Annotated in this window: 13 protein-coding genes and 2 pseudogenes; 8 read left to right on the forward strand and 7 right to left on the reverse strand. The window is 55.2% G+C overall.

Annotation, left to right across the window (positions count from 1 at the left end):
* Positions 1-42: 42 nt before the first annotated feature.
* On the reverse strand, positions 43-942 hold the full coding sequence (locus PAT9B_RS06645; protein ID WP_041525917.1) for a lysine exporter LysO family protein: 900 nt from the start codon (positions 940-942) through the stop codon (positions 43-45).
* A 136-nt stretch (positions 943-1,078) separates the two neighbouring features.
* Here PAT9B_RS06645 and PAT9B_RS06650 point away from each other — a divergent pair, with 136 nt between their 5' ends.
* Entirely contained in the window at positions 1,079-2,719 is a 1,641-nt protein-coding gene (locus PAT9B_RS06650; RefSeq protein ID WP_013508491.1) for an ATP-dependent endonuclease, read from the forward strand.
* A gap of 114 nt (positions 2,720-2,833) precedes the next feature.
* Here PAT9B_RS06650 and cspD read toward each other — a convergent pair whose 3' ends face one another.
* A complete protein-coding gene (cspD, locus tag PAT9B_RS06655; RefSeq protein ID WP_013508492.1) occupies positions 2,834-3,055 on the reverse strand; it encodes a cold shock-like protein CspD in 222 nt (73 codons plus the stop codon).
* 323 nt (positions 3,056-3,378) lie between these two features.
* On the opposite strand from cspD, the gene clpS reads away from it, so the two are divergent.
* Positions 3,379-3,699: an ATP-dependent Clp protease adapter ClpS gene (gene clpS / locus PAT9B_RS06660; protein ID WP_041525752.1), complete on the forward strand. Its 321-nt coding sequence runs from the start codon at positions 3,379-3,381 to the stop codon at positions 3,697-3,699.
* 55 nt (positions 3,700-3,754) lie between these two features.
* Positions 3,755-6,034, forward strand: coding sequence for an ATP-dependent Clp protease ATP-binding subunit ClpA (clpA, locus tag PAT9B_RS06665; RefSeq protein ID WP_013508494.1), 2,280 nt, complete (start codon positions 3,755-3,757; stop codon positions 6,032-6,034).
* 223 nt (positions 6,035-6,257) lie between these two features.
* Here the strand turns inward: clpA and infA are convergent, their stop codons facing one another.
* From infA to trxB, 5 genes are all read right to left on the reverse strand, one after another.
* Positions 6,258-6,476 (reverse strand): translation initiation factor IF-1, encoded by a 219-nt coding sequence (infA, locus tag PAT9B_RS06670; protein WP_002211347.1) that lies wholly within the window; start codon positions 6,474-6,476, stop codon positions 6,258-6,260.
* A gap of 345 nt (positions 6,477-6,821) precedes the next feature.
* On the reverse strand, positions 6,822-7,514 hold the full coding sequence (aat, locus tag PAT9B_RS06675) for a leucyl/phenylalanyl-tRNA--protein transferase (protein WP_013508495.1): 693 nt from the start codon (positions 7,512-7,514) through the stop codon (positions 6,822-6,824).
* A gap of 33 nt (positions 7,515-7,547) precedes the next feature.
* Positions 7,548-9,278: a cysteine/glutathione ABC transporter ATP-binding protein/permease CydC gene (gene cydC, locus PAT9B_RS06680; RefSeq protein WP_013508496.1), complete on the reverse strand. Its 1,731-nt coding sequence runs from the start codon at positions 9,276-9,278 to the stop codon at positions 7,548-7,550.
* Positions 9,278-11,047, reverse strand: coding sequence for a cysteine/glutathione ABC transporter permease/ATP-binding protein CydD (gene cydD / locus PAT9B_RS06685; RefSeq protein WP_013508497.1), 1,770 nt, complete (start codon positions 11,045-11,047; stop codon positions 9,278-9,280). The genes cydC and cydD overlap by 1 nt, the downstream gene beginning before the upstream one ends.
* Before the next feature lie 146 nt (positions 11,048-11,193).
* Positions 11,194-12,159 (reverse strand): thioredoxin-disulfide reductase, encoded by a 966-nt coding sequence (gene trxB / locus PAT9B_RS06690; RefSeq protein ID WP_013508498.1) that lies wholly within the window; start codon positions 12,157-12,159, stop codon positions 11,194-11,196.
* Positions 12,160-12,680: 521 nt separating this feature from the next.
* Between trxB and lrp the strand changes: the two genes are divergently transcribed.
* The 5 genes and pseudogenes from lrp to PAT9B_RS06710 all read left to right on the forward strand — a co-directional run bounded on the left by lrp (position 12,681) and on the right by PAT9B_RS06710 (position 18,788).
* Entirely contained in the window at positions 12,681-13,175 is a 495-nt protein-coding gene (gene lrp / locus PAT9B_RS06695) for a leucine-responsive transcriptional regulator Lrp (protein ID WP_006118610.1), read from the forward strand.
* 230 nt (positions 13,176-13,405) lie between these two features.
* A pseudogene (locus tag PAT9B_RS31450) lies at positions 13,406-13,807 on the forward strand (DNA translocase FtsK 4TM domain-containing protein); the annotation flags it as partial.
* Between the two features lie 684 nt (positions 13,808-14,491).
* Positions 14,492-16,645: pseudogene (locus PAT9B_RS31455) on the forward strand (DNA translocase FtsK); the annotation flags it as partial.
* Positions 16,646-16,819: 174 nt separating this feature from the next.
* Complete coding sequence (lolA, locus tag PAT9B_RS06705; protein ID WP_013508500.1) at positions 16,820-17,431, forward strand: outer membrane lipoprotein chaperone LolA; 612 nt, start codon at positions 16,820-16,822, stop codon at positions 17,429-17,431.
* A gap of 7 nt (positions 17,432-17,438) precedes the next feature.
* Complete coding sequence (locus PAT9B_RS06710) at positions 17,439-18,788, forward strand: replication-associated recombination protein A (RefSeq protein ID WP_013508501.1); 1,350 nt, start codon at positions 17,439-17,441, stop codon at positions 18,786-18,788.
* Positions 18,789-18,872: the final 84 nt, after the last annotated feature.

Below are 18,872 nucleotides of genomic sequence, written 5' to 3' on the forward strand. Positions count from 1 at the left end.
CAGCGCGCGCAGCCGTGAAAAAATGCGCTGCGTCCTCTGGGGTCAGGCGGAGAACAGGGCGATCAGAATCGGGGCCAGCAGGCTCATGATAAAACCGTGCACAATAGCCGCCGGGACAATCTCCATTCCGCCTGCACGTTGCAGGATCGGTAAGGTGAAATCCATCGAGGTGGCACCGCTCAGCCCCAACGCAGTGCAGCGATGACGCATGACCAGCAGCGGGATCAACATGATGGCGAATAATTCACGCAGCAGATCATTGAAGAATGCCGCGCTGCCCATCACCGGGCCGAACGCTTCGGTCATCAGAATGCCGGAGAGTGAATACCAGCCGAAACCGCTTGCCAGCGCCAGCCCGGTTTTCAGCGGCAGGCCGAGCAACGTGGCGGCCAGTGCGCCGCCACACAACGCGCTGACCAACGATACCGCCGCCACCAACAGACCACGGCGATTAAGAATGATCTGCCGCAACGTCATGCCGCTGCCACGCAGCTGAATGCCCACCAGAAACAGCATCAGAATCAAGGCGTACTCGCTGGCGGTGCTGGCATGACGTAGCGGCGTGGCGTGGGTTAATCCCAGCAGAAATCCTGCGGCGACGGTGACGCACAGTTTTACTGACTCCAGCGCCATATGCCAACGTGACGGCAGCGTCTGTGGACGATGGTTATGCTGCCACGGATAGCGTTTCTCCAGCAGCCACAGCGCACCCAGCGAGCAGGCGAGGATGCACAGCATGCTGATCAAGGCGGTATGGAAGATGGTCAGCAGATTGCTGCCGAGATTGTCGAGAAACGCCAGGCTGATGCCCATAAAAAACAGGATCAGGTAAACAATGTAGCCGAGCGACCGATTGGCGATTTTCAGCAGGCGCGGACTTTGCCGTGGCAGCAACCAACCGAGCATCAGTGGCAGCAGAATAATGATCAATCCGGTGTACATCATGTGATTCGTCCCTGAAAAAAGAGGCGTCACGCTAACGAAAAATACCTGAAGTGTAAACCTTTTCCCGGTGAGACGGCTTGACCAATGCCACAAGGCGAACCATGCTCAGGCAAAGAACAGGATGGACGCTACGATGATTCTGGAACATATCGATATTCATGGTTTTCGCGGCATTAACCGGCTGGCCTTACCCTTGACCGCGACCAATCTGTTGATTGGTGAAAATGCCTGGGGGAAATCGAGTCTGCTTGATGCGTTAACGCTGTTGCTGGCTCCCGCGACGGAATCCTATCTGTTTACCGAACATGACTTCCACTTCCCGCCGGGTGAGCTTGAGGCCCGCACCCATCAGTTGCAGCTGGTGTTTCGCTTTCGTGCCGAGAGCCACGATGATGAACCGGTGCTACAGCCGTTCTGGCAGCATGATAATGACGGACGCTATCTCTGTTTCAGCGCACGCGGTAAACGTCAGGAACAACAGGTGAAAACCACTCATCGGTTTATTGATGCGCGTGGCGATGTGTTGCCGCTGGCAGGTACTGCGCAGGCGTTGGCCCATATCAGAACCTTCTACCCGGTGTTGCGCGTGCGTGATGCCCGCTTTAGTCGTCGAGCGCGCCAGGGGGAGAACGACCCGGCACTGCGTGCCAGTACCCTCAGCGAGCTGGCGCTGGAGGTCGATAAGCTGACGCGCGATCTGGTGTCACGACCACAAATGCTGAGCGACGAACTGCTGCGGCAGGGGCTGCATACCATGCAGCAACTGCTGGAGCATTATTTTCTGGTGCAGCACCCGGGGGGGAGCATGGCGCGCGTGGCACCGGAAGTGCGTCACGGCGGCGAAGGCTGGCGTTCACTCGATAAACTCAACCAGCTGATCGCCGGGACAGAATCACGTAGTCGTCAGGTGATTCTGCTACGCATGTTCTCGTTGTTGATTCAGGCGCACGGCAACGCCGCGTTGCCGGTCGGTGCGCGTCCGATGTTGCTGGTTGAGGACCCGGAAACACGTCTGCATCCGATTATGCTGGCGGTGGCGTGGAACTTGCTGGATCTGATGCCGGTGCAAAAAATTGCCACCACCAATTCGGGTGAACTGTTGTCGCAGGTGCCGCTGGAAAGTGTTTGTCGTCTGGTACGTGAACCGACACGCGTGGCGGCCTGGCGCATTGGCCCGGAAGGGCTGAGTGCAGAGGAGAGTCGGCGCATTGGTTTCCACATTCGCGTTAATCGTCCGTCGGCCCTGTTTGCACGTTGCTGGTTGTTGGTGGAGGGAGAGACGGAGGTGTGGATCATCAATGAACTGGCGCGTCAGCGCGGCTACCACTTCGCGGCTGAAGGGGTGAAGGTGATTGAATTTGCCCAGTCCGGCCTGAAACCGTTGTTGAAATTTGCCCGCCGTATGGGGATCGCCTGGCACGTGCTGACCGATGGCGATGATGCCGGGAAAAAATATGCGGCGACCACCCGCAGCCAGTTACTCCCACACGAGCATGATGTCGATCACCTGACGATGTTGCCGGCACTGGATATCGAGAACTTCTTTTACAAGCATGGGTTTAGTGACGTTTATCATCAGACAGCGCACCTGCCGTTAAACGTGCCGATGAACGCCCGGCGTATTATCACCAAAGCGATACATCACAGTTCCAAACCGGAACTGGCGATTGCGGTAGCGCTGGCAGCGGCTGAGCGTGGGCCTGAGTCGATTCCGCCTTTGCTGGATGCGTTATTTTCACGCGTGATGTGGCTGGCACATGGCAAGGCGGATTGATTTCACGGGGAAATCTCGCTACATCGGGACGTAAAATTCTCAAAAGAAAAATGCCAGCATCACTGGCTGGCATTTTTTTTCGGGAGTGGTCAGAATGGAGGAAGTGGCGCAGGTTTACACCGGCACCGATGTCTCCACTGGCACAATCAGGCTGGCGTGATTGCCTTTTGGCCCTTCATGGACATCAAACTGAACCTGCTGGCCGGCTTTCAGCGTTCTGTATCCCTCCATCTGGATCGTGGAGTAGTGTGCGAAGATATCGTCGCCGCCGCCAATCGGACAGATAAAGCCGAAGCCTTTGGCGTTATTGAACCATTTAACAGTACCCGTCTCCATGCTTTTACTTCCCTCGCAAGACATTTTGATAAGTAGGTGAGGTTATTGAAGCTGTGAGTCGAGTTTGTTCAAAACTCACTCAGCTTGTGTAAGTAGAATGTAGAGAAACGGTCCTTATCGTCAAGCAAACGACCCGAGCGCGCAGGGGGAAATTCATCAAAATTTGAGGCAGTTAACGCTATTGCAAATTTTGTGATACAGGTCGCGCATGTGCTTTCAGGACCATTTTTTACTGAGGGTAAAGTGGCTTGACAGGCATGTTAAACTTTAGGTGTGAGCGCAGAAATGCGCACAACCGTAACGCAGAATTTCGACGGAACATTATGGCAAACACAAACGACTGGCTTAACTTTGAACATCTGGCCGAAGACAAAGTACGCGAAGGGTTAAAGCCGCCTTCAATGTATAAAGTCATTCTGAATAATGACGATTATACACCTATGGAATTTGTTATTGACGTTCTGCAAAAGTTCTTTTCTTATGATGTTGAACGTGCAACGCAGCTGATGTTGAAAGTTCACTACCAGGGAAAGGCAATCTGTGGTGTATTTACTGCAGAAGTGGCGGAAACCAAAGTTGCCCAAGTGAACATTTACGCACGAGAAAATGAACATCCGTTGCTGTGTACGCTGGAAAAAGCCTGAAACCGTCTCCATATAGGGGAAAGGTCGTCAGAGCGATAATTGGGGGAGGTGCCTAATGCTCAATCAAGAACTGGAACTCAGTTTAAACATGGCTTTCGCCAGAGCGCGTGAGCACCGTCATGAGTTTATGACCGTCGAGCATCTGTTGCTGGCTCTGCTCAGCAACCCGTCGGCCAGAGAGGCACTGGAAGCCTGTACGGTGGATATCGTGGCTCTGCGACAGGAACTCGAAGCCTTCATCGAACAAACCACACCGGTGTTGCCTGCCAGTGAAGAGGAGCGCGATACACAACCGACGCTCAGCTTCCAGCGCGTGCTGCAACGTGCGGTTTTCCATGTCCAGTCATCCGGGCGCAGTGAAGTGTCTGGCGCGAATGTGCTGGTCGCCATCTTCAGCGAGCAGGAGTCGCAAGCGGCTTATCTGCTGCGTAAACACGAAGTGAGCCGCCTCGATGTGGTGAACTTTATCTCCCACGGTACGCGTAAAGACGAGCCTGGCCAGGCGCAAAATAATGCGGAAAATCCGGTTAACGAAGAGCAAGCAGGCGGGGAGGAACGTATGGAAAACTTCACCACCAATCTCAATCAGCTTGCTCGAGTCGGTGGGATCGACCCGCTGATCGGCCGCGAGAAAGAGCTGGAACGTGCTATTCAGGTATTGTGCCGTCGCCGTAAAAACAACCCGCTGCTGGTGGGTGAGTCCGGGGTCGGTAAAACCGCGATTGCCGAAGGTCTTGCCTGGCGAATTGTGCAGGGCGATGTGCCAGAAGTGATGAAAGATTGCACTATCTACTCGCTGGACATTGGTTCGCTGTTGGCAGGCACCAAGTATCGTGGTGACTTTGAAAAACGTTTCAAAGCGCTGCTGAAGCAGTTGGAGCAGGACAACAGCAGCATTCTGTTCATCGATGAGATCCACACCATCATCGGTGCGGGTGCGGCATCGGGTGGGCAGGTGGATGCCGCGAACCTGATCAAGCCTTTGCTTTCCAGCGGTAAAATTCGCGTGATGGGTTCTACCACCTATCAGGAATTCAGTAACATTTTTGAGAAAGATCGGGCGCTGGCACGTCGTTTCCAGAAAATCGACATCACTGAACCGTCGGTTGAAGAAACGGTGCAGATCCTCAATGGCCTGAAACCGAAATACGAAGCGCACCACGATGTTCGCTACACCGCCAAAGCGGTTCGAGCGGCGGTGGAGCTGGCGGTGAAATACATCAACGATCGTCATTTGCCGGATAAGGCGATTGATGTGATCGATGAAGCCGGTGCGCGTGCGCGCCTGGTGCCCGCCAGCAAACGGAAAAAAACGGTCAATGTCTCCGATATTGAGACGGTGGTTGCGCGTATTGCGCGTATCCCGGAACAAAGTGTCTCGGCGACCGATCGTGATACGCTGAAAAACCTCGGCGATCGTCTGAAAATGCTGGTATTTGGTCAGGATAATGCCATCGAGGCGCTGACTGAAGCCATCAAGATGAGCCGTGCTGGTCTCGGCCAGGAACGTAAACCGGTCGGTTCCTTCCTGTTTGCCGGTCCTACCGGGGTCGGTAAAACCGAGGTGACGGTGCAGTTGGCGAAAGCGCTGGGTATTGAGTTGCTGCGTTTCGATATGTCGGAATATATGGAGCGTCATACCGTCAGCCGTCTGATTGGTGCACCTCCGGGCTATGTCGGCTTTGACCAGGGTGGCTTGCTCACCGATGCGGTGATCAAACATCCGCACGCCGTGGTGTTGCTGGATGAAATCGAGAAAGCGCATCCGGATGTGTTCAACCTGCTGTTGCAGGTGATGGATAACGGTATGTTGACGGATAACAACGGCCGTAAAGCCGATTTCCGCAACGTCGTGCTGGTGATGACCACCAACGCCGGGGTACGTGAGACCGAGCGTAAATCGATTGGCCTGATTCAGCAGGACAACAGCACTGACGCGATGGAAGAGATCAAAAAGATCTTTACGCCGGAGTTCCGTAACCGTCTCGACAACATTATCTGGTTCCGTCACCTGTCTACCGAGGTGATTCATCAGGTGGTGGATAAATTTATCGTCGAGCTTCAGGCGCAGTTGGATGCGAAAGGCGTGTCGCTGGAAGTCAGCGATGATGCACGTGACTGGCTGGCTGAGAAAGGTTACGACAAAGCGATGGGTGCACGTCCGATGGCGCGTACCGTGCAGGAAAACCTGAAAAAACCGCTCGCCAACGAACTGCTGTTTGGTTCACTGGTGGATGGTGGATCAGTGTCCGTTGCGCTGGATAAAGAGAAAAACCAGCTGACGTATCACTTCCTGAGTGCGGAAAAACGCAAAACCGAAGGCACGGTGCATTAATTAAAAGCCTTGTAGGACAAAAGCCCCTCTGGTGCATTGCATCAGGGGGGCTTTTTTATATGCCTGCATTGACTCGTAGCGGCGTGATTTATCGCGCAAATCAGTGCCAGTTGCCGATAAGACCCGCGCGATAAATCGCGCCGCTACGGATTAAGCATGAAAAAGGCCGGATACGTATCCGGCCTTTTTTCGCGTTCAGAAAACGCGTGACGTGAACAACAAATCAGCGACTACGGAAGACAATGCGGCCTTTGCTCAGGTCGTACGGGGTCAACTCGACAGTCACTTTGTCGCCCGTCAGGATGCGGATGTAGTTTTTGCGCATTTTACCGGAGATATGAGCGGTAACCACGTGCCCGTTTTCAAGTTCTACGCGGAACATGGTGTTAGGTAACGTATCCAGTACGGTACCTTGCATTTCAATATTGTCTTCTTTGGCCATCGAATCCTCTGGGTGAACTACCAAACTGTTGAACCGGCAAGATAATGCCGAATTCCATGATTTATGTAAAGAAACGTTGGTGATTTTGCCAACACTTCGCCGTGCGTCGCGCCAATGCGCGTGCATTACGGATAAATTCGGGTGTTTTTGACGTCTGCGGGGGATTAGCGGGCTAAGAATCTGTAGCAATTGGCCTCTGATGCTCAACTGAAACAGCTTCGGGAAAACAGTCACTTTCCCAGCCTGGCAATTCCGGCTCGCCACAGCGAAGCGCGGACGACATACCAAACTCGACTATTATATCACTTTCACTGCGTATTGTGTGCAAAACATCTGCGCCAGCGCTCAAAAAAGGGTTTGTGTTTGCCAGCAACCGGCTAAAACAGGCTGCCATGCCAAGGTTTGTACATACTGCAAATAATCACCGCGTGGAATGTCCACCGCGCCTAATGAGGCGGTATGAGGGTTCAGCACCTGGCAATCAATCAACCGGCCATGGTGTTGCAGAAAATGCTGGCTGAAAACCCACAACGCGGTTTTGGAGGCATTTTCCTGCCGACTGAACATCGACTCGCCACAAAAAATCTGTCCCAACGCGAGACCATATAATCCACCCACCAGGCGCTGTTCATGCCACACCTCAACAGAATGTGCGTGACCCAGTTCATACAGTCGTAGCCAGGCGCGTTTCACCTCGAAGGTGATCCAGGTCCCTTCCTGACGATTACTGGCGCAGCCTTCCAGCACCTGTGCAAAGGCCTGGTTCATGGTGACACGGTACGGTGATTGGCGGTGAAAGCGTGCCATGCTGCGGCTGAGATGAAATGACTCCGGCAACAACACGGCGCGGGGATCAGGCGACCACCAGAGAATCGGGTCGCCGGGCGAAAACCACGGAAAAATACCGCGCTGGTACGCATTCATCAGACGGGCAGGGGAGAGATCACCGCCCATCGCCAGCAAGCCATTTGGCTCGCGTAGCGCCATTTCCGGAGGCGGGAAATGCAGCGAATCGCGTGACAGTTGAACCAATCTCATTGCGTTAATCACCCTTACAGCAGTTCGCTAAGACTATAGCGCAAACCGTTGCTGGAAACGCCAGTAGCGTCCTGCTTTTGAGATTAATTCGTCATGGGTACCGGATTCAATAATGCGCCCCTGATCCATCACGCAAATACGATCCATTTGTGCCAGACCACTCAGGCGATGCGTGACCATAATTAAGGTTTTGCCATGACTGACCCGCTGCAACAGCGTGAGAATTTGCTGCTCGGTAGTGGCGTCTAATCCTTCCGTTGGCTCATCCAGCAACCACAGGTCACCACCATGCAACAAGGCGCGTGCAATCGCCAGACGGCGTAGTTCGCCACCGGAAAGAGGGCGACCTCCTTCTCCCATCCAGGCATTCAGCCCTTCGCTGTGGTCGGCCAAATGGCCGAGGCCCACCTGATGCAGAGCATCAATGAGCTGCTCATCGCTCGCTGTCGGTGAGGCCAGCAACAGATTGTCACGCAGGGTTTGGCTGAACAGATGCACCCGCTGCGTTACCATGCTAATGCGTTGGCGCAGTGAGGCTTCATCCCAACTGGCGATAGGCAAGTCGTTCAGGGTGATATTGCCCTGTTGCGCTTCCCAGCCACGGGTGATCAAGGCCAGCAGACTGGATTTGCCGCAGCCGGTTGGCCCAAGCAGCGCCAGATGCTCGCCAGGTTGCAAATGCAGGGAAAAATCATTCAGCACCGCTTCCGGACGCTGCGGATAGCTGAACTGAATATTTTCCAACGCCAGACGCATCCCAGGTAACGTGTTGACTTTGGTGGTCGGGAAACGGATTGCCGGAGGTTGATCGATAATCTCCTGCACGCGCTGTGCGGCGCTGGTGACCTGCGCTAACGGCAGAAAGGCACCAGCAACCGGGGCCAGAGCCTCAAATGCCGCTAACCCGCAAAAGACAAACAGCGCGATCAGGGCACCAGGTGCGCTATCCCCACCAATGCCTGCCGCAGAGACCCACAGCAACAGCGTGACGGTCACGCCGGTGATAAGCAGCAACAGGCTTTGCGCCAGCGCCTGTAAACGATGCTGTTTACGCTGCGCCAGCTGCCAGTCTGCTTCTTCACGATCCAGTTGTGCGCGCCAGCGTGTTGCCGCGCCATAAATTTGCAGTTCGGCCAGACCCGTAAGCCACAGCGTCAGTTGTAAACGCCAGTTGGCCTGATGGTGGGCAATTCGCTGCCCCGCAGCCGTGCCAACACGCCAGAACAGCGGTGGCATCAGCAACAGTGTCGCCAGCATGATGCCGCCCAGCAACAACGCCAGTGGCACATCCAGCCAGGACAATCCCAGGGTTACAGCAAAGATCACCACTGCTGCCCCGATCAGCGGCGAAATTACGCGCAGATAGAGATGGTCAAGCGTGTCAACATCACTGACAAAGCGGTTCAGTAGATCGCCCTGGCGGAATTGCGCCAGCTGCTGCGGTGCCAGCGCAATTAATTTGCTGAAAGTGAAGACGCGCAAATGCTGCAACACGCGGAAGGTCGCATCATGGCTGACCAGACGCTCAAAATAGCGGGCGGCAGTACGAATGATGGCTGCGCCGCGTACACCGGCAGCAGGCAACATATAGTTAAAACTGTACAGGCCTGCCACGCCAGCCACTGATGAGGCGGCAAGGAACCAACCGGAGAGCGTCAGCAGACCGATGCTGGCCAACAGGGTCGCGATGGCCAGCACTATCCCCAGACCGAGACGCCATGGATGGCGTCGCCACAGGCGGAGGAAAGGAATCAAACTCTGCATCAGGCAATCTCCCTCTGGCGGTGTTGCACCATCTCACGCAATGGGCCTTCCTGCTGATACAACTGCTGCCACTCACCTTGCTGCACCAGTTGGCCGTGTTGCATCACCCAGATTTCATCCCAGCTGGCGAGGTCACCGAGTTGATGCGTAATCATCAGGGTGGTTTGCTGCGTGGCGGCCTGTTTCAGCGCGCTCATCACACGTTGTTCGCTCTGGCTATCCAGGCCGGAGCCCGGTTCATCCAGTAACAGCAGTTGCGCTGGTTTCAGCAACGCGCGGGCAACCGCAACGCGTTGCGCCTGGCCGACGGATAAGCCTGTTGCACCGTCGCCAAGTGGCGTATCCAGCCCCTGGGGCAAGCGCGGCAGAAATTCAGTGACAGCGGCCAGAACGAGGGCATTTTCCAGTTCAGCTTCACTCACGGTACGCCCCATCAGTACATTCTCGCGTAGGGTACTGGCCGGTAAGTGGGGATTTTGACCGACCCAGGCGAGGTGTTGTTGCCAGGCTGAGCGCGTAATCTCACGCAACTCGATACCATTGATTTTCAGCGAACCCTGATAAGGCAGAAAGCCGAGCAGTACGTTCATCAAGGCGGTTTTTCCTGCACCGCTTTGACCTACCAGCGCCACGCGTTTGCCAGCGCTGAGACTAAAGGTCAGCGGCTGAGACAGCGGCTCCCCTTTGGCCGTCATCACCACCAGATCATGGGCTTGCAGCTGCAATGGGGCGGAGAAGGCGCAAGACTCACCTGACTCGCCAGCTTGCACGTCCGGGCTTTCCTGCAAAAAGCGGTCGAGGGCATCGGCACCACCCACCGCCTGCGCTTTGGCATGGTAAAAGGTGCCTAAATCGCGCAGTGGCTGAAAGAATTCGGGGGCAAGGATTAAGGCGAGGAAACCTGCGAACAACGTGACGCCGCTGTGATAATGACCAAAATTCAGCTCACCAAGGTAGGAAAAGCCGAAGTACACCGCGACCACCGCAATCGCCAGCGAAGCAAAGAATTCCAGCACCGCCGAGGAGAGGAAGGCAAGGCGCAGCACTTCCATGGTCCGTTGGCGAAAGTCGGTGGTGCTACGGGTGATGGCCTGTTGTTCTGCACTGGCGCGATCAAACAGGCGCAGCGTTTCACGGCCACGCAGGCGGTCGTAGAAATCTCCGCTCAGGCGGGCCAGGGCAAGGAAATTGCGGCGGTTGGCATCGGCAGCGCCCATACCGACCATCGCCATAAAAAACGGGATCAATGGCGCAGTGGCTAATAAAATCAGGCCCGCTGCCCAGTTAATCGGGAAGATCGCCACCAGTATCGCACAGGGGATAAACACCGCCAGCGACATCTGTGGCAGATAGCGCGCGTAATAATCCTGCATCTCCTCAATCTGCTCCAGCAGCAGCGTGGCCCAGCTGCCAGCTGGCTTGCCCTGAATCCAGGCCGGACCCAGCGTATTCAGGCGATCCAGTACCTGCTGGCGCAAGGCGCGGCGGATTGCCATCCCGGCACGCTGGCCTGCCATTTCGCGGCCATAATTCAGCACGGCACGCAGCACAAAGCACAGTAGCAGCAGACTGAACGGGGTGAGTAATTCAGCCCGTGGCTGATGGGTGATGATCAGCGCCTGCAACAGCGAGGCGAGCAGCCAGGCCTGGGCAATAATCACCAATGCGCTGGCAAATCCCAACAGCGAGACCAGACGCAAACTGCGCGCACCGTGATGACGTTGCTGGCGGAGCCAGCGGATAAGTTCCTGTTGCCGCGATTTGTTCATACGAAGCCGTTCAATTACTCAGAAGAGAAGCTGTTGCGAGGTTAAAAACCCCAACAACGTCAGGCGCATGAACTGTAGCACGCAGGTAATAAAAAAGGCGACCAAAACAGGTCGCCTTCAAGAAATATGATCAGGTTATTAACAAGTTACTTAACGTTTTTAACCAAACCATCCAGGTAACGCTCTGCATCCAGCGCCGCCATACAACCGGTGCCTGCCGAGGTGATCGCCTGGCGATAGATATGGTCCATCACATCGCCTGCCGCAAACACGCCAGGGATGCTGGTCTGCGTTGCGTTGCCGTGCAGACCGGACTGAACTTTGATGTAACCATTTTCCAGCGCCAGCTGACCGGCAAAGATGGCGGTGTTAGGGCTGTGTCCGATCGCGACGAACAGACCGGCAACTTCCAGCGATTCAGCGGCTTCACCTTTGGTCGACAGCAGCTTCAGACCGGTGACGCCCATCTGGTCACCCACCACTTCGTCCAGCGTGCGGTCGGTATGCAACACGATATTACCGTTGCGTACTTTCTCCATCAGGCGATCGATCAGGATTTTTTCGGCGCGGAAGCTATCGCGACGGTGAATCAGATGCACCTCGGCGGCGATATTCGCCAGATACAGCGCTTCTTCCACGGCGGTGTTACCCCCACCGATCACCGCGACTTTCTGGTTGCGATAGAAAAAACCATCACAGGTGGCGCAGGCCGACACGCCTTTACCTTTGAACGCTTCTTCTGACGGTAAACCAAGATAGCGCGCAGAGGCTCCGGTTGCGATGATCAGCGCATCCGCGGTGTATTCGCCGCTGTCGCCGGTCAGGCGGAACGGACGGTTCTGCAAATCGACGGTGTGAATATGGTCGAAAATGATTTCGGTATTAAATTTTTCCGCATGCTCGTGCATGCGTTCCATCAGCGATGGGCCGGTCAGATCGTGCGGGTCACCTGGCCAGTTCTCCACTTCTGTGGTGGTGGTGAGCTGACCGCCTTTTTCCAGGCCAGTAATCAATACCGGATTCAGGTTAGCGCGCGCGGCATAGACTGCTGCGGTGTAACCGGCAGGGCCGGAGCCCAGAATGAGCAGCTTACTGTGTTTGGCCGTACTCATGTGTTCCTCAGTTTTTTTCTGACAACATAGCCAGCGATTGTAGGGAAAATAGCGCCGCAAAAAAAGTCTTCAGCAATTTTGTTAACAATCGCTGCAAGCGGTGTAGACGATGAGAACAGATTCTGCACGCGGATTGCGCCAAAAGGGGGCAATGCTCGGTAATTAGTGGTGCAGTTGTATAAAAAATCTCATTAGAAAACAGGAACCCAGCACTCTGTCTGGCATCTTGTACTGAATTTGGATGTTTTACTTTGACAATCGCCTGCGCATTTGCGAAAACATTGTCAGAAGCAAAGAAGATTTAGCGATACAAAACAGAATTTCATACCTGTTTTGGTTTGTTTCGCCAGATTTAAACAGCCTGACATTGGTAATGACGCATGATGTGGACAGACAACATGCGTCATACGGATGGTCGCATTACTGCACAGGCTTATCGTCTTCACTTCAGTAAGGCCCTGAACAATGAATGTTTTCAGGGTGTGGCAGGTTAAGGGAAGGAATTAAGAGAGACAATAATAATGGTAGACAATAAGAAGCGCCCCGGAAAAGATCTGGATCGTATCGACAGAAACATTCTGAATGAATTGCAGAAAGACGGTCGTATTTCCAATGTCGAGCTTTCGAAACGTGTTGGATTATCGCCGACGCCGTGTCTTGAGCGTGTTCGTCGCTTGGAACGTCAGGGTTTCATTCTTGGCTATACCGCACAGCTCAACCCGCATTATCTTGACGCTTCACTGCTGGTATTTGTTGAGATTACTCTGAATCGTGGCGCGCCAGATGTGTTTGAGCAATTTAACGCCGCCGTGCAAAAACTTGAGGAAACTCAAGAGTGTCACCTCGTTTCCGGTGACTTTGACTATCTGCTGAAAACCCGTGTGCCGGATATGTCCGCCTATCGTAAACTGCTGGGTGAAACCTTGCTGCGCCTGCCGGGCGTAAACGACACCCGCACCTACGTGGTAATGGAAGAGGTCAAACAGAGCAATCGCCTGGTGATCAAAACCCGTTAACGCAGGGCAGGTGCAAAGCGTGCAGGATTTCGGTACACTCCTGTGAATTCATACAGGACCAGCGTCGGGCTAGCCCGGCGCTGTTGCCTTCTTAATTTACAGGCACCTGGAGAGTTCTCTTGAGCCAGGAATACACAGAAGACAAAGACGTTTCATTACAACCGCTGAGCAGCGGACGTCGGCTGCTTGAAGCGTTGCTTATCCTTGTGGCCCTGTTTGCCATCTATCTGATGGTTTCGTTGGTCAGTTTTAACCCTTCCGATCCCAGTTGGTCGCAAACGGCGTGGCACGAGCCTATCCATAATTTGGGTGGCAGCGTGGGCGCATGGCTGGCCGACACCTTGCTGTTTATCTTCGGCGTAATGGCCTATGCCATTCCTCCGGTCATCATTGGTTTGTGTTGGATCACTTTCCGCCAACGCGATCGCCACGACTACATTGATTACTTTGCCGTGGGGCTGCGCTTGATTGGCGTGCTGGCACTGGTGGTGACCACCTGTGGTCTGGCGGCGCTTAACGCTGACGACATCTGGTATTTCGCCTCAGGTGGGGTGATCGGTAGCCTGATCAGCAACGCGATGTCACCCTGGTTCAGTTCCGCAGGTGGCACCTTAACGCTGTTGTGCGTCTGGGCGGCCGGGATCACCCTTTATACCGGCTGGTCATGGTTAACGATTGCCGAACGAATCGGCGGTGTGGTGATGGGGGTGCTGACATTTGCCAGCAACCGTTCCCGTCAGGATGAACCCTGGCAGGAAGAGGATGAATATGAGGATGAGGACGAACACCCGCAGACAGATGAGGCTGTGCCTCCGCTGCGTGCAGCATCGTCCGATGATGATGATGTGCTGTTAGCCAAACCGCGCAAAGTCGATGATGTCGGGGACGATCCCTTATTGGCGAAAGCCAGTGCCGCGACGGCTGCCGCCATTACGATGAGCAGCGAAGCGGCCCATCAGGATCCGGTGGTCGCACCTCCGGCACCGGCTCCAGCCCCTGTTGTTGCTGCACCGCAGCCGGTGGTGCAACAGCCGCAGGCAGCCATTGTCCCGCCTGCGCCTGCTACGCCAGTGGTGAGCGAAGTACCACCATCACCGCCGTTGTACCGTTTTGAAGTGCCGGCCGATACGGTGTCGTTCTCACCGGTCGAAGATGACGATGGTCCAAAAATGGGCAATTGGCAGGATGCAGCCCAGACTCCGTCTGCGCTGAATACCACCGCCAGTGTCGCGTTGGCCGCCGGAGCGGCGAAAGCCGCAGCATCCAGTGCGCCTTACACGCCTGCTTTCGATATCGTGCCTGAGCGGGATTACAATCCTCAGGTTAAACAGGGCATTGGCCCGGAATTGCCGCGTCCAAACCCGGTGAAATTGCCGACGCGCCGTGAGCTGGCCTCGTATGGCATCAAACTGCCGTCACAGCGCATGGCAGAAGAGAAAGCGAAAGAGTCAGAGCAGCATGTGGCACCGACGCTCGATCCTGTCGCAGCGGAAGATGCCGCCGCGCTACAGGAAGCGCAACTGCGTGACGCTTTCCAGTCGCAACAGCAGCAGCGTTACGGCGAAAGCTGGCACACGGATGCGGAAGACGAAGACGCATTGCAGCAGGCTCAGCTGGCCCGTCAGTTTGCGGAACAACAGCAGCAGCGCTATCACGCAGAAAAAGAAGCGGATGAAGGGCCGGTATTTAATCTCGACACTTCATCAGCCTTTGATTTTTCACCGATGAAAGACCTGGTGGATGACAGCCCGAGTGAGCCTTTGTTCACTATTGCTGCCACGCCAGAGCCGGAAGTGCCTGCGCCTGCGCAATGGCAGCAGCCGGTAGCGCCGCAGCCAGACGTGCTGCCGTCCTTTGATGAGGAAAGCAGCCCGTGGTCGGCAGCAGAAGAGGAGCCGGTTGCGGAAGAGAAACCGGCCAAATCGGTCCACGATAGCCTGTTCCATCCGTTCCTGGTGCGCCATGAACAGCCGCTGGAACGCCCCTCTACGCCGCTGCCCACGCTGGACCTGCTGACGCCGCCTCCGTCGGAAGAAGAGCCGGTTGATATGTTTGCGCTGGAGCAAACGGCGCGCCTGGTGGAAGCCCGCCTCGCCGATTACCGCGTGAAGGCCGAAGTGGTGGGGATCTCGCCAGGACCGGTGATCACCCGTTTTGAGCTGGATCTTGCGCCTGGCGTCAAAGCCGCGCGTATCTCTAACCTGTCACGTGACCTGGCCCGTTCTCTTTCGGCGGTGGCGGTGCGTGTGGTAGAGGTGATTCCGGGCAAACCTTATGTTGGCCTCGAACTGCCGAACAAACATCGTCAGACGGTGTATCTGCGCGAAGTGCTGGATTGCGCGAAATTCCGTGACAATCCTTCGCCGCTGGCCGTGGTGCTGGGTAAAGATATCGCCGGGCAGCCGGTGGTGGCGGATCTGGCCAAAATGCCGCACTTACTGGTGGCGGGTACCACTGGCTCGGGTAAATCGGTCGGCGTGAACGCCATGATCATCAGCATGCTGTACAAAGCCACGCCGGAAGAAGTGCGCTTTATTATGATCGACCCGAAAATGCTGGAGCTTTCGGTCTATGAAGGCATTCCGCACCTGCTGACGGAAGTGGTGACCGACATGAAAGATGCGGCCAATGCGCTGCGCTGGAGTGTGGGTGAGATGGAGCGACGCTATAAGCTGATGTCTGCGCTTGGCGTGCGTAACCTGGCCGGTTACAACGAAAAAGTGGAACAGGCTGAGGCGATGGGCCGTCCGATCCCCGATCCGTTCTGGAAACCGGGTGACAGCATGGATACTACGCCGCCGGTGCTGGAAAAACTGCCTTACATCGTGGTGATGGTGGATGAGTTTGCTGACCTGATGATGGCCGTGGGCAAGAAAGTGGAAGAACTGATTGCCCGTCTGGCGCAGAAAGCGCGTGCGGCAGGTATCCATCTGGTGCTGGCGACCCAGCGTCCATCCGTGGATGTGATTACCGGGTTAATCAAAGCTAACATCCCGACACGCATCGCCTTTACGGTATCCAGTAAAATCGACTCACGTACTATCCTCGATCAAGGTGGCGCGGAATCACTGCTCGGCATGGGTGACATGTTGTATATGCCGCCGAACTCGTCAATGCCCATGCGTGTACACGGGGCATTTGTCCGCGATCAGGAAGTTCATGCGGTGGTGCAGGACTGGAAGGCGCGTGGTCGTCCGCAATATATCGATAGCATCACGGCGGGCGAAGAGAACGAAGGTGGCGCTGCCGGTCTGGACGGTGATGAAGAATTGGACCCGCTGTTCGATCAGGCGGTGGCTTTTGTGGTGGATAAGCGTCGTGCCTCGATTTCTGGGGTGCAACGTCAGTTCCGAATCGGTTATAACCGTGCCGCGCGTATCATTGAACAGATGGAAGCGCAGGGCATTGTGTCTGAACCTGGACATAACGGTAACCGTGAGGTGCTGTCGCCGCCGCCACATGAGATGTAACTGAACATCCGCCAACAGTTAATTCGGGCCAGTATTTACTGGCCCATTGTTTATCTGGCAGTCGACCCCCATATCAACGGGAGCTTTCGGCTTTTTCTCCTGTCGAAGAGACAGTGCGGCAACTACGTTTAATGCAGTAAGTGTCGGGAAACAATGAATAAGGAATCGAATCAGATGAAATTACGCGTTATTGCCTGCGGTCTGCTGGCCTCTTTTCTTTCTGCTTCCGTGCTGGCTGATGCGTCCAGCGATTTGCAGCAGCGTCTGAACAAAGTTAACAGCTTCCATGCCAGCTTTAGCCAGAAAGTGACCGATGGCAGCGGAGCCAACGTGCAGGATGGCGAAGGTGAGCTGTGGGTTAAACGTCCCAGCCTGTTTAACTGGCACATGACTGCACCGGACGAAAGCGTCATCATTTCCGATGGTAAAACGCTGTGGTTCTACAATCCGTTCGTTGAACAGGTCAGCGCCAGCTGGTTGAAGAATGCCACCAGCAACACCCCGTTTATGTTGATTGCCCGCAACCAGCCCAGTGACTGGACACAGTACAACATCAAACAGCAGGGCGATAATTTCGAGCTGACGCCAAAAAGTAGCGACGGGAATCTCAAGCAGTTCACCATCACCGTCACCCCGTCAGGCACCATCAATCAATTCAGTGCGATTGAACAGGATGGACAGCGCAGCAGCTATCAGCTGAAAAGCCAGACCAATGGTGCCATCAGCCCGGATAAATTCACCTTTACGCCGCCGAAAGGGGTAACGGTAGACGATCAACGTCAGTGAGGTCACGGTGAGTAATCTTTCCCTGGATTTCGCCTCCAGCAATGAGTTTCAGCCACTGGCCGCGCGTATGCGGCCAGTGACGCTGGCACAATACATCGGGCAGCAACATCTGCTGGCAGCCGGTAAACCGTTGCCGCGTGCGATTGAGGCAGGGCATCTGCATTCGATGATTCTGTGGGGGCCACCGGGGACAGGAAAAACCACGCTTGCCGAGATTATCGCGCATTATGGTAAAGCCGATGTTGAGCGCATCTCTGCCGTTACCTCGGGCGTAAAAGAGATCCGTGAAGCGATTGAACGAGCCAGACAAAACCGCCAGGTTGGCCGTCGCACCATTTTGTTTGTGGATGAGGTGCATCGCTTTAACAAAAGTCAGCAGGATGCGTTTTTACCGCATATCGAAGATGGCACCATCACCTTTATTGGTGCCACCACCGAAAACCCCTCGTTTGAGCTGAACTCGGCATTGTTGTCGCGTGCGCGTGTCTACCTGCTGAAATCGTTAACCACCGCTGACATTGAGCAGGTTTTGCAGCAGGCGATGCAGGACAGCACACGCGGTTATGGTAACAGCGATATTTTGTTACCTGACAACACGCGGCGGATGATTGCCGAGCTGGTGAACGGTGACGCCCGCCGGGCGCTGAATACGCTGGAAATGATGGCGGATATGGCAGAAACCAACGGTGCAGGCCAGCGTGAGTTGACGCCGCAACTGTTGAATGAAGTGTCCGGGGAGCGGGCGGCGCGTTTTGATAAGAAAGGCGATCGTTTCTACGACCTGATTTCTGCCCTGCATAAGTCGGTAAGGGGGTCCGCGCCGGATGCCGCCCTTTACTGGTATGCGCGAATTATCACCGCCGGTGGCGATCCACTGTATGTGGCGCGTCGCTTGCTGGCGATTGCCTCTGAAGACGTAGGCAATGCCGATCCGCGCGGTATGCAGGTAGCGATTGCCGCCTGGGATTGCTTTACCCGCGTAGGGCCAGCCGAAGGTGAACGTGCCATCGCCCAGGCGATTGTTTATCTCGCCAGTGCACCGAAAAGTAATGCGGTTTATACCGCCTTCAAGGCGGCGATGCGCGATGCGCGCGAGTTCCCGGATTATGACGTCCCTGAGCATCTGCGTAATGCCCCCACCAAATTGATGAAAGAGATGGGGTTGGGCAAGGAGTATCGCTACGCCCATGACGAGCCGAATGCGTTTGCCGCTGGCGAGGTCTACTTTCCGCCAGAAATGGCACAAACTCGCTACTATCATCCCACCAACCGTGGTCTTGAGGGGAAAATTGGCGAAAAACTCGCCTGGCTGGCTGAACAGGATCAAAATAGCCCGATAAAACGCTACCGCTCCTAAAGGCGTTACGGTAAGGTGATCCAGGAATTCAATGCATTCCAGAGGGATGCATCACTTCATTCGTTCAATCAACCTTAATTACAC

Origin of the sequence: Pantoea sp. At-9b (genome assembly GCF_000175935.2) — a bacterium.
Classification (GTDB): domain Bacteria; phylum Pseudomonadota; class Gammaproteobacteria; order Enterobacterales; family Enterobacteriaceae; genus Pantoea.

Coding starts and splice junctions, on each gene's coding strand:
- trxB (WP_013508498.1), bottom strand. CDS start 12,159: ATGAGTACGGCCAAACACAGTAAGCTGCTCATTCTGGGCTCCGGCCCT.
- PAT9B_RS06645 (WP_041525917.1), bottom strand. CDS start 942: ATGTACACCGGATTGATCATTATTCTGCTGCCACTGATGCTCGGTTGG.
- cydC (WP_013508496.1), bottom strand. CDS start 9,278: ATGCAGAGTTTGATTCCTTTCCTCCGCCTGTGGCGACGCCATCCATGG.
- infA (WP_002211347.1), bottom strand. CDS start 6,476: ATGGCCAAAGAAGACAATATTGAAATGCAAGGTACCGTACTGGATACG.
- aat (WP_013508495.1), bottom strand. CDS start 7,514: ATGAGATTGGTTCAACTGTCACGCGATTCGCTGCATTTCCCGCCTCCG.
- lolA (WP_013508500.1), top strand. CDS start 16,820: ATGAAATTACGCGTTATTGCCTGCGGTCTGCTGGCCTCTTTTCTTTCT.
- cydD (WP_013508497.1), bottom strand. CDS start 11,047: ATGAACAAATCGCGGCAACAGGAACTTATCCGCTGGCTCCGCCAGCAA.
- cspD (WP_013508492.1), bottom strand. CDS start 3,055: ATGGAGACGGGTACTGTTAAATGGTTCAATAACGCCAAAGGCTTCGGC.
- PAT9B_RS06650 (WP_013508491.1), top strand. CDS start 1,079: ATGATTCTGGAACATATCGATATTCATGGTTTTCGCGGCATTAACCGG.
- clpS (WP_041525752.1), top strand. CDS start 3,379: ATGGCAAACACAAACGACTGGCTTAACTTTGAACATCTGGCCGAAGAC.
- lrp (WP_006118610.1), top strand. CDS start 12,681: ATGGTAGACAATAAGAAGCGCCCCGGAAAAGATCTGGATCGTATCGAC.
- clpA (WP_013508494.1), top strand. CDS start 3,755: ATGCTCAATCAAGAACTGGAACTCAGTTTAAACATGGCTTTCGCCAGA.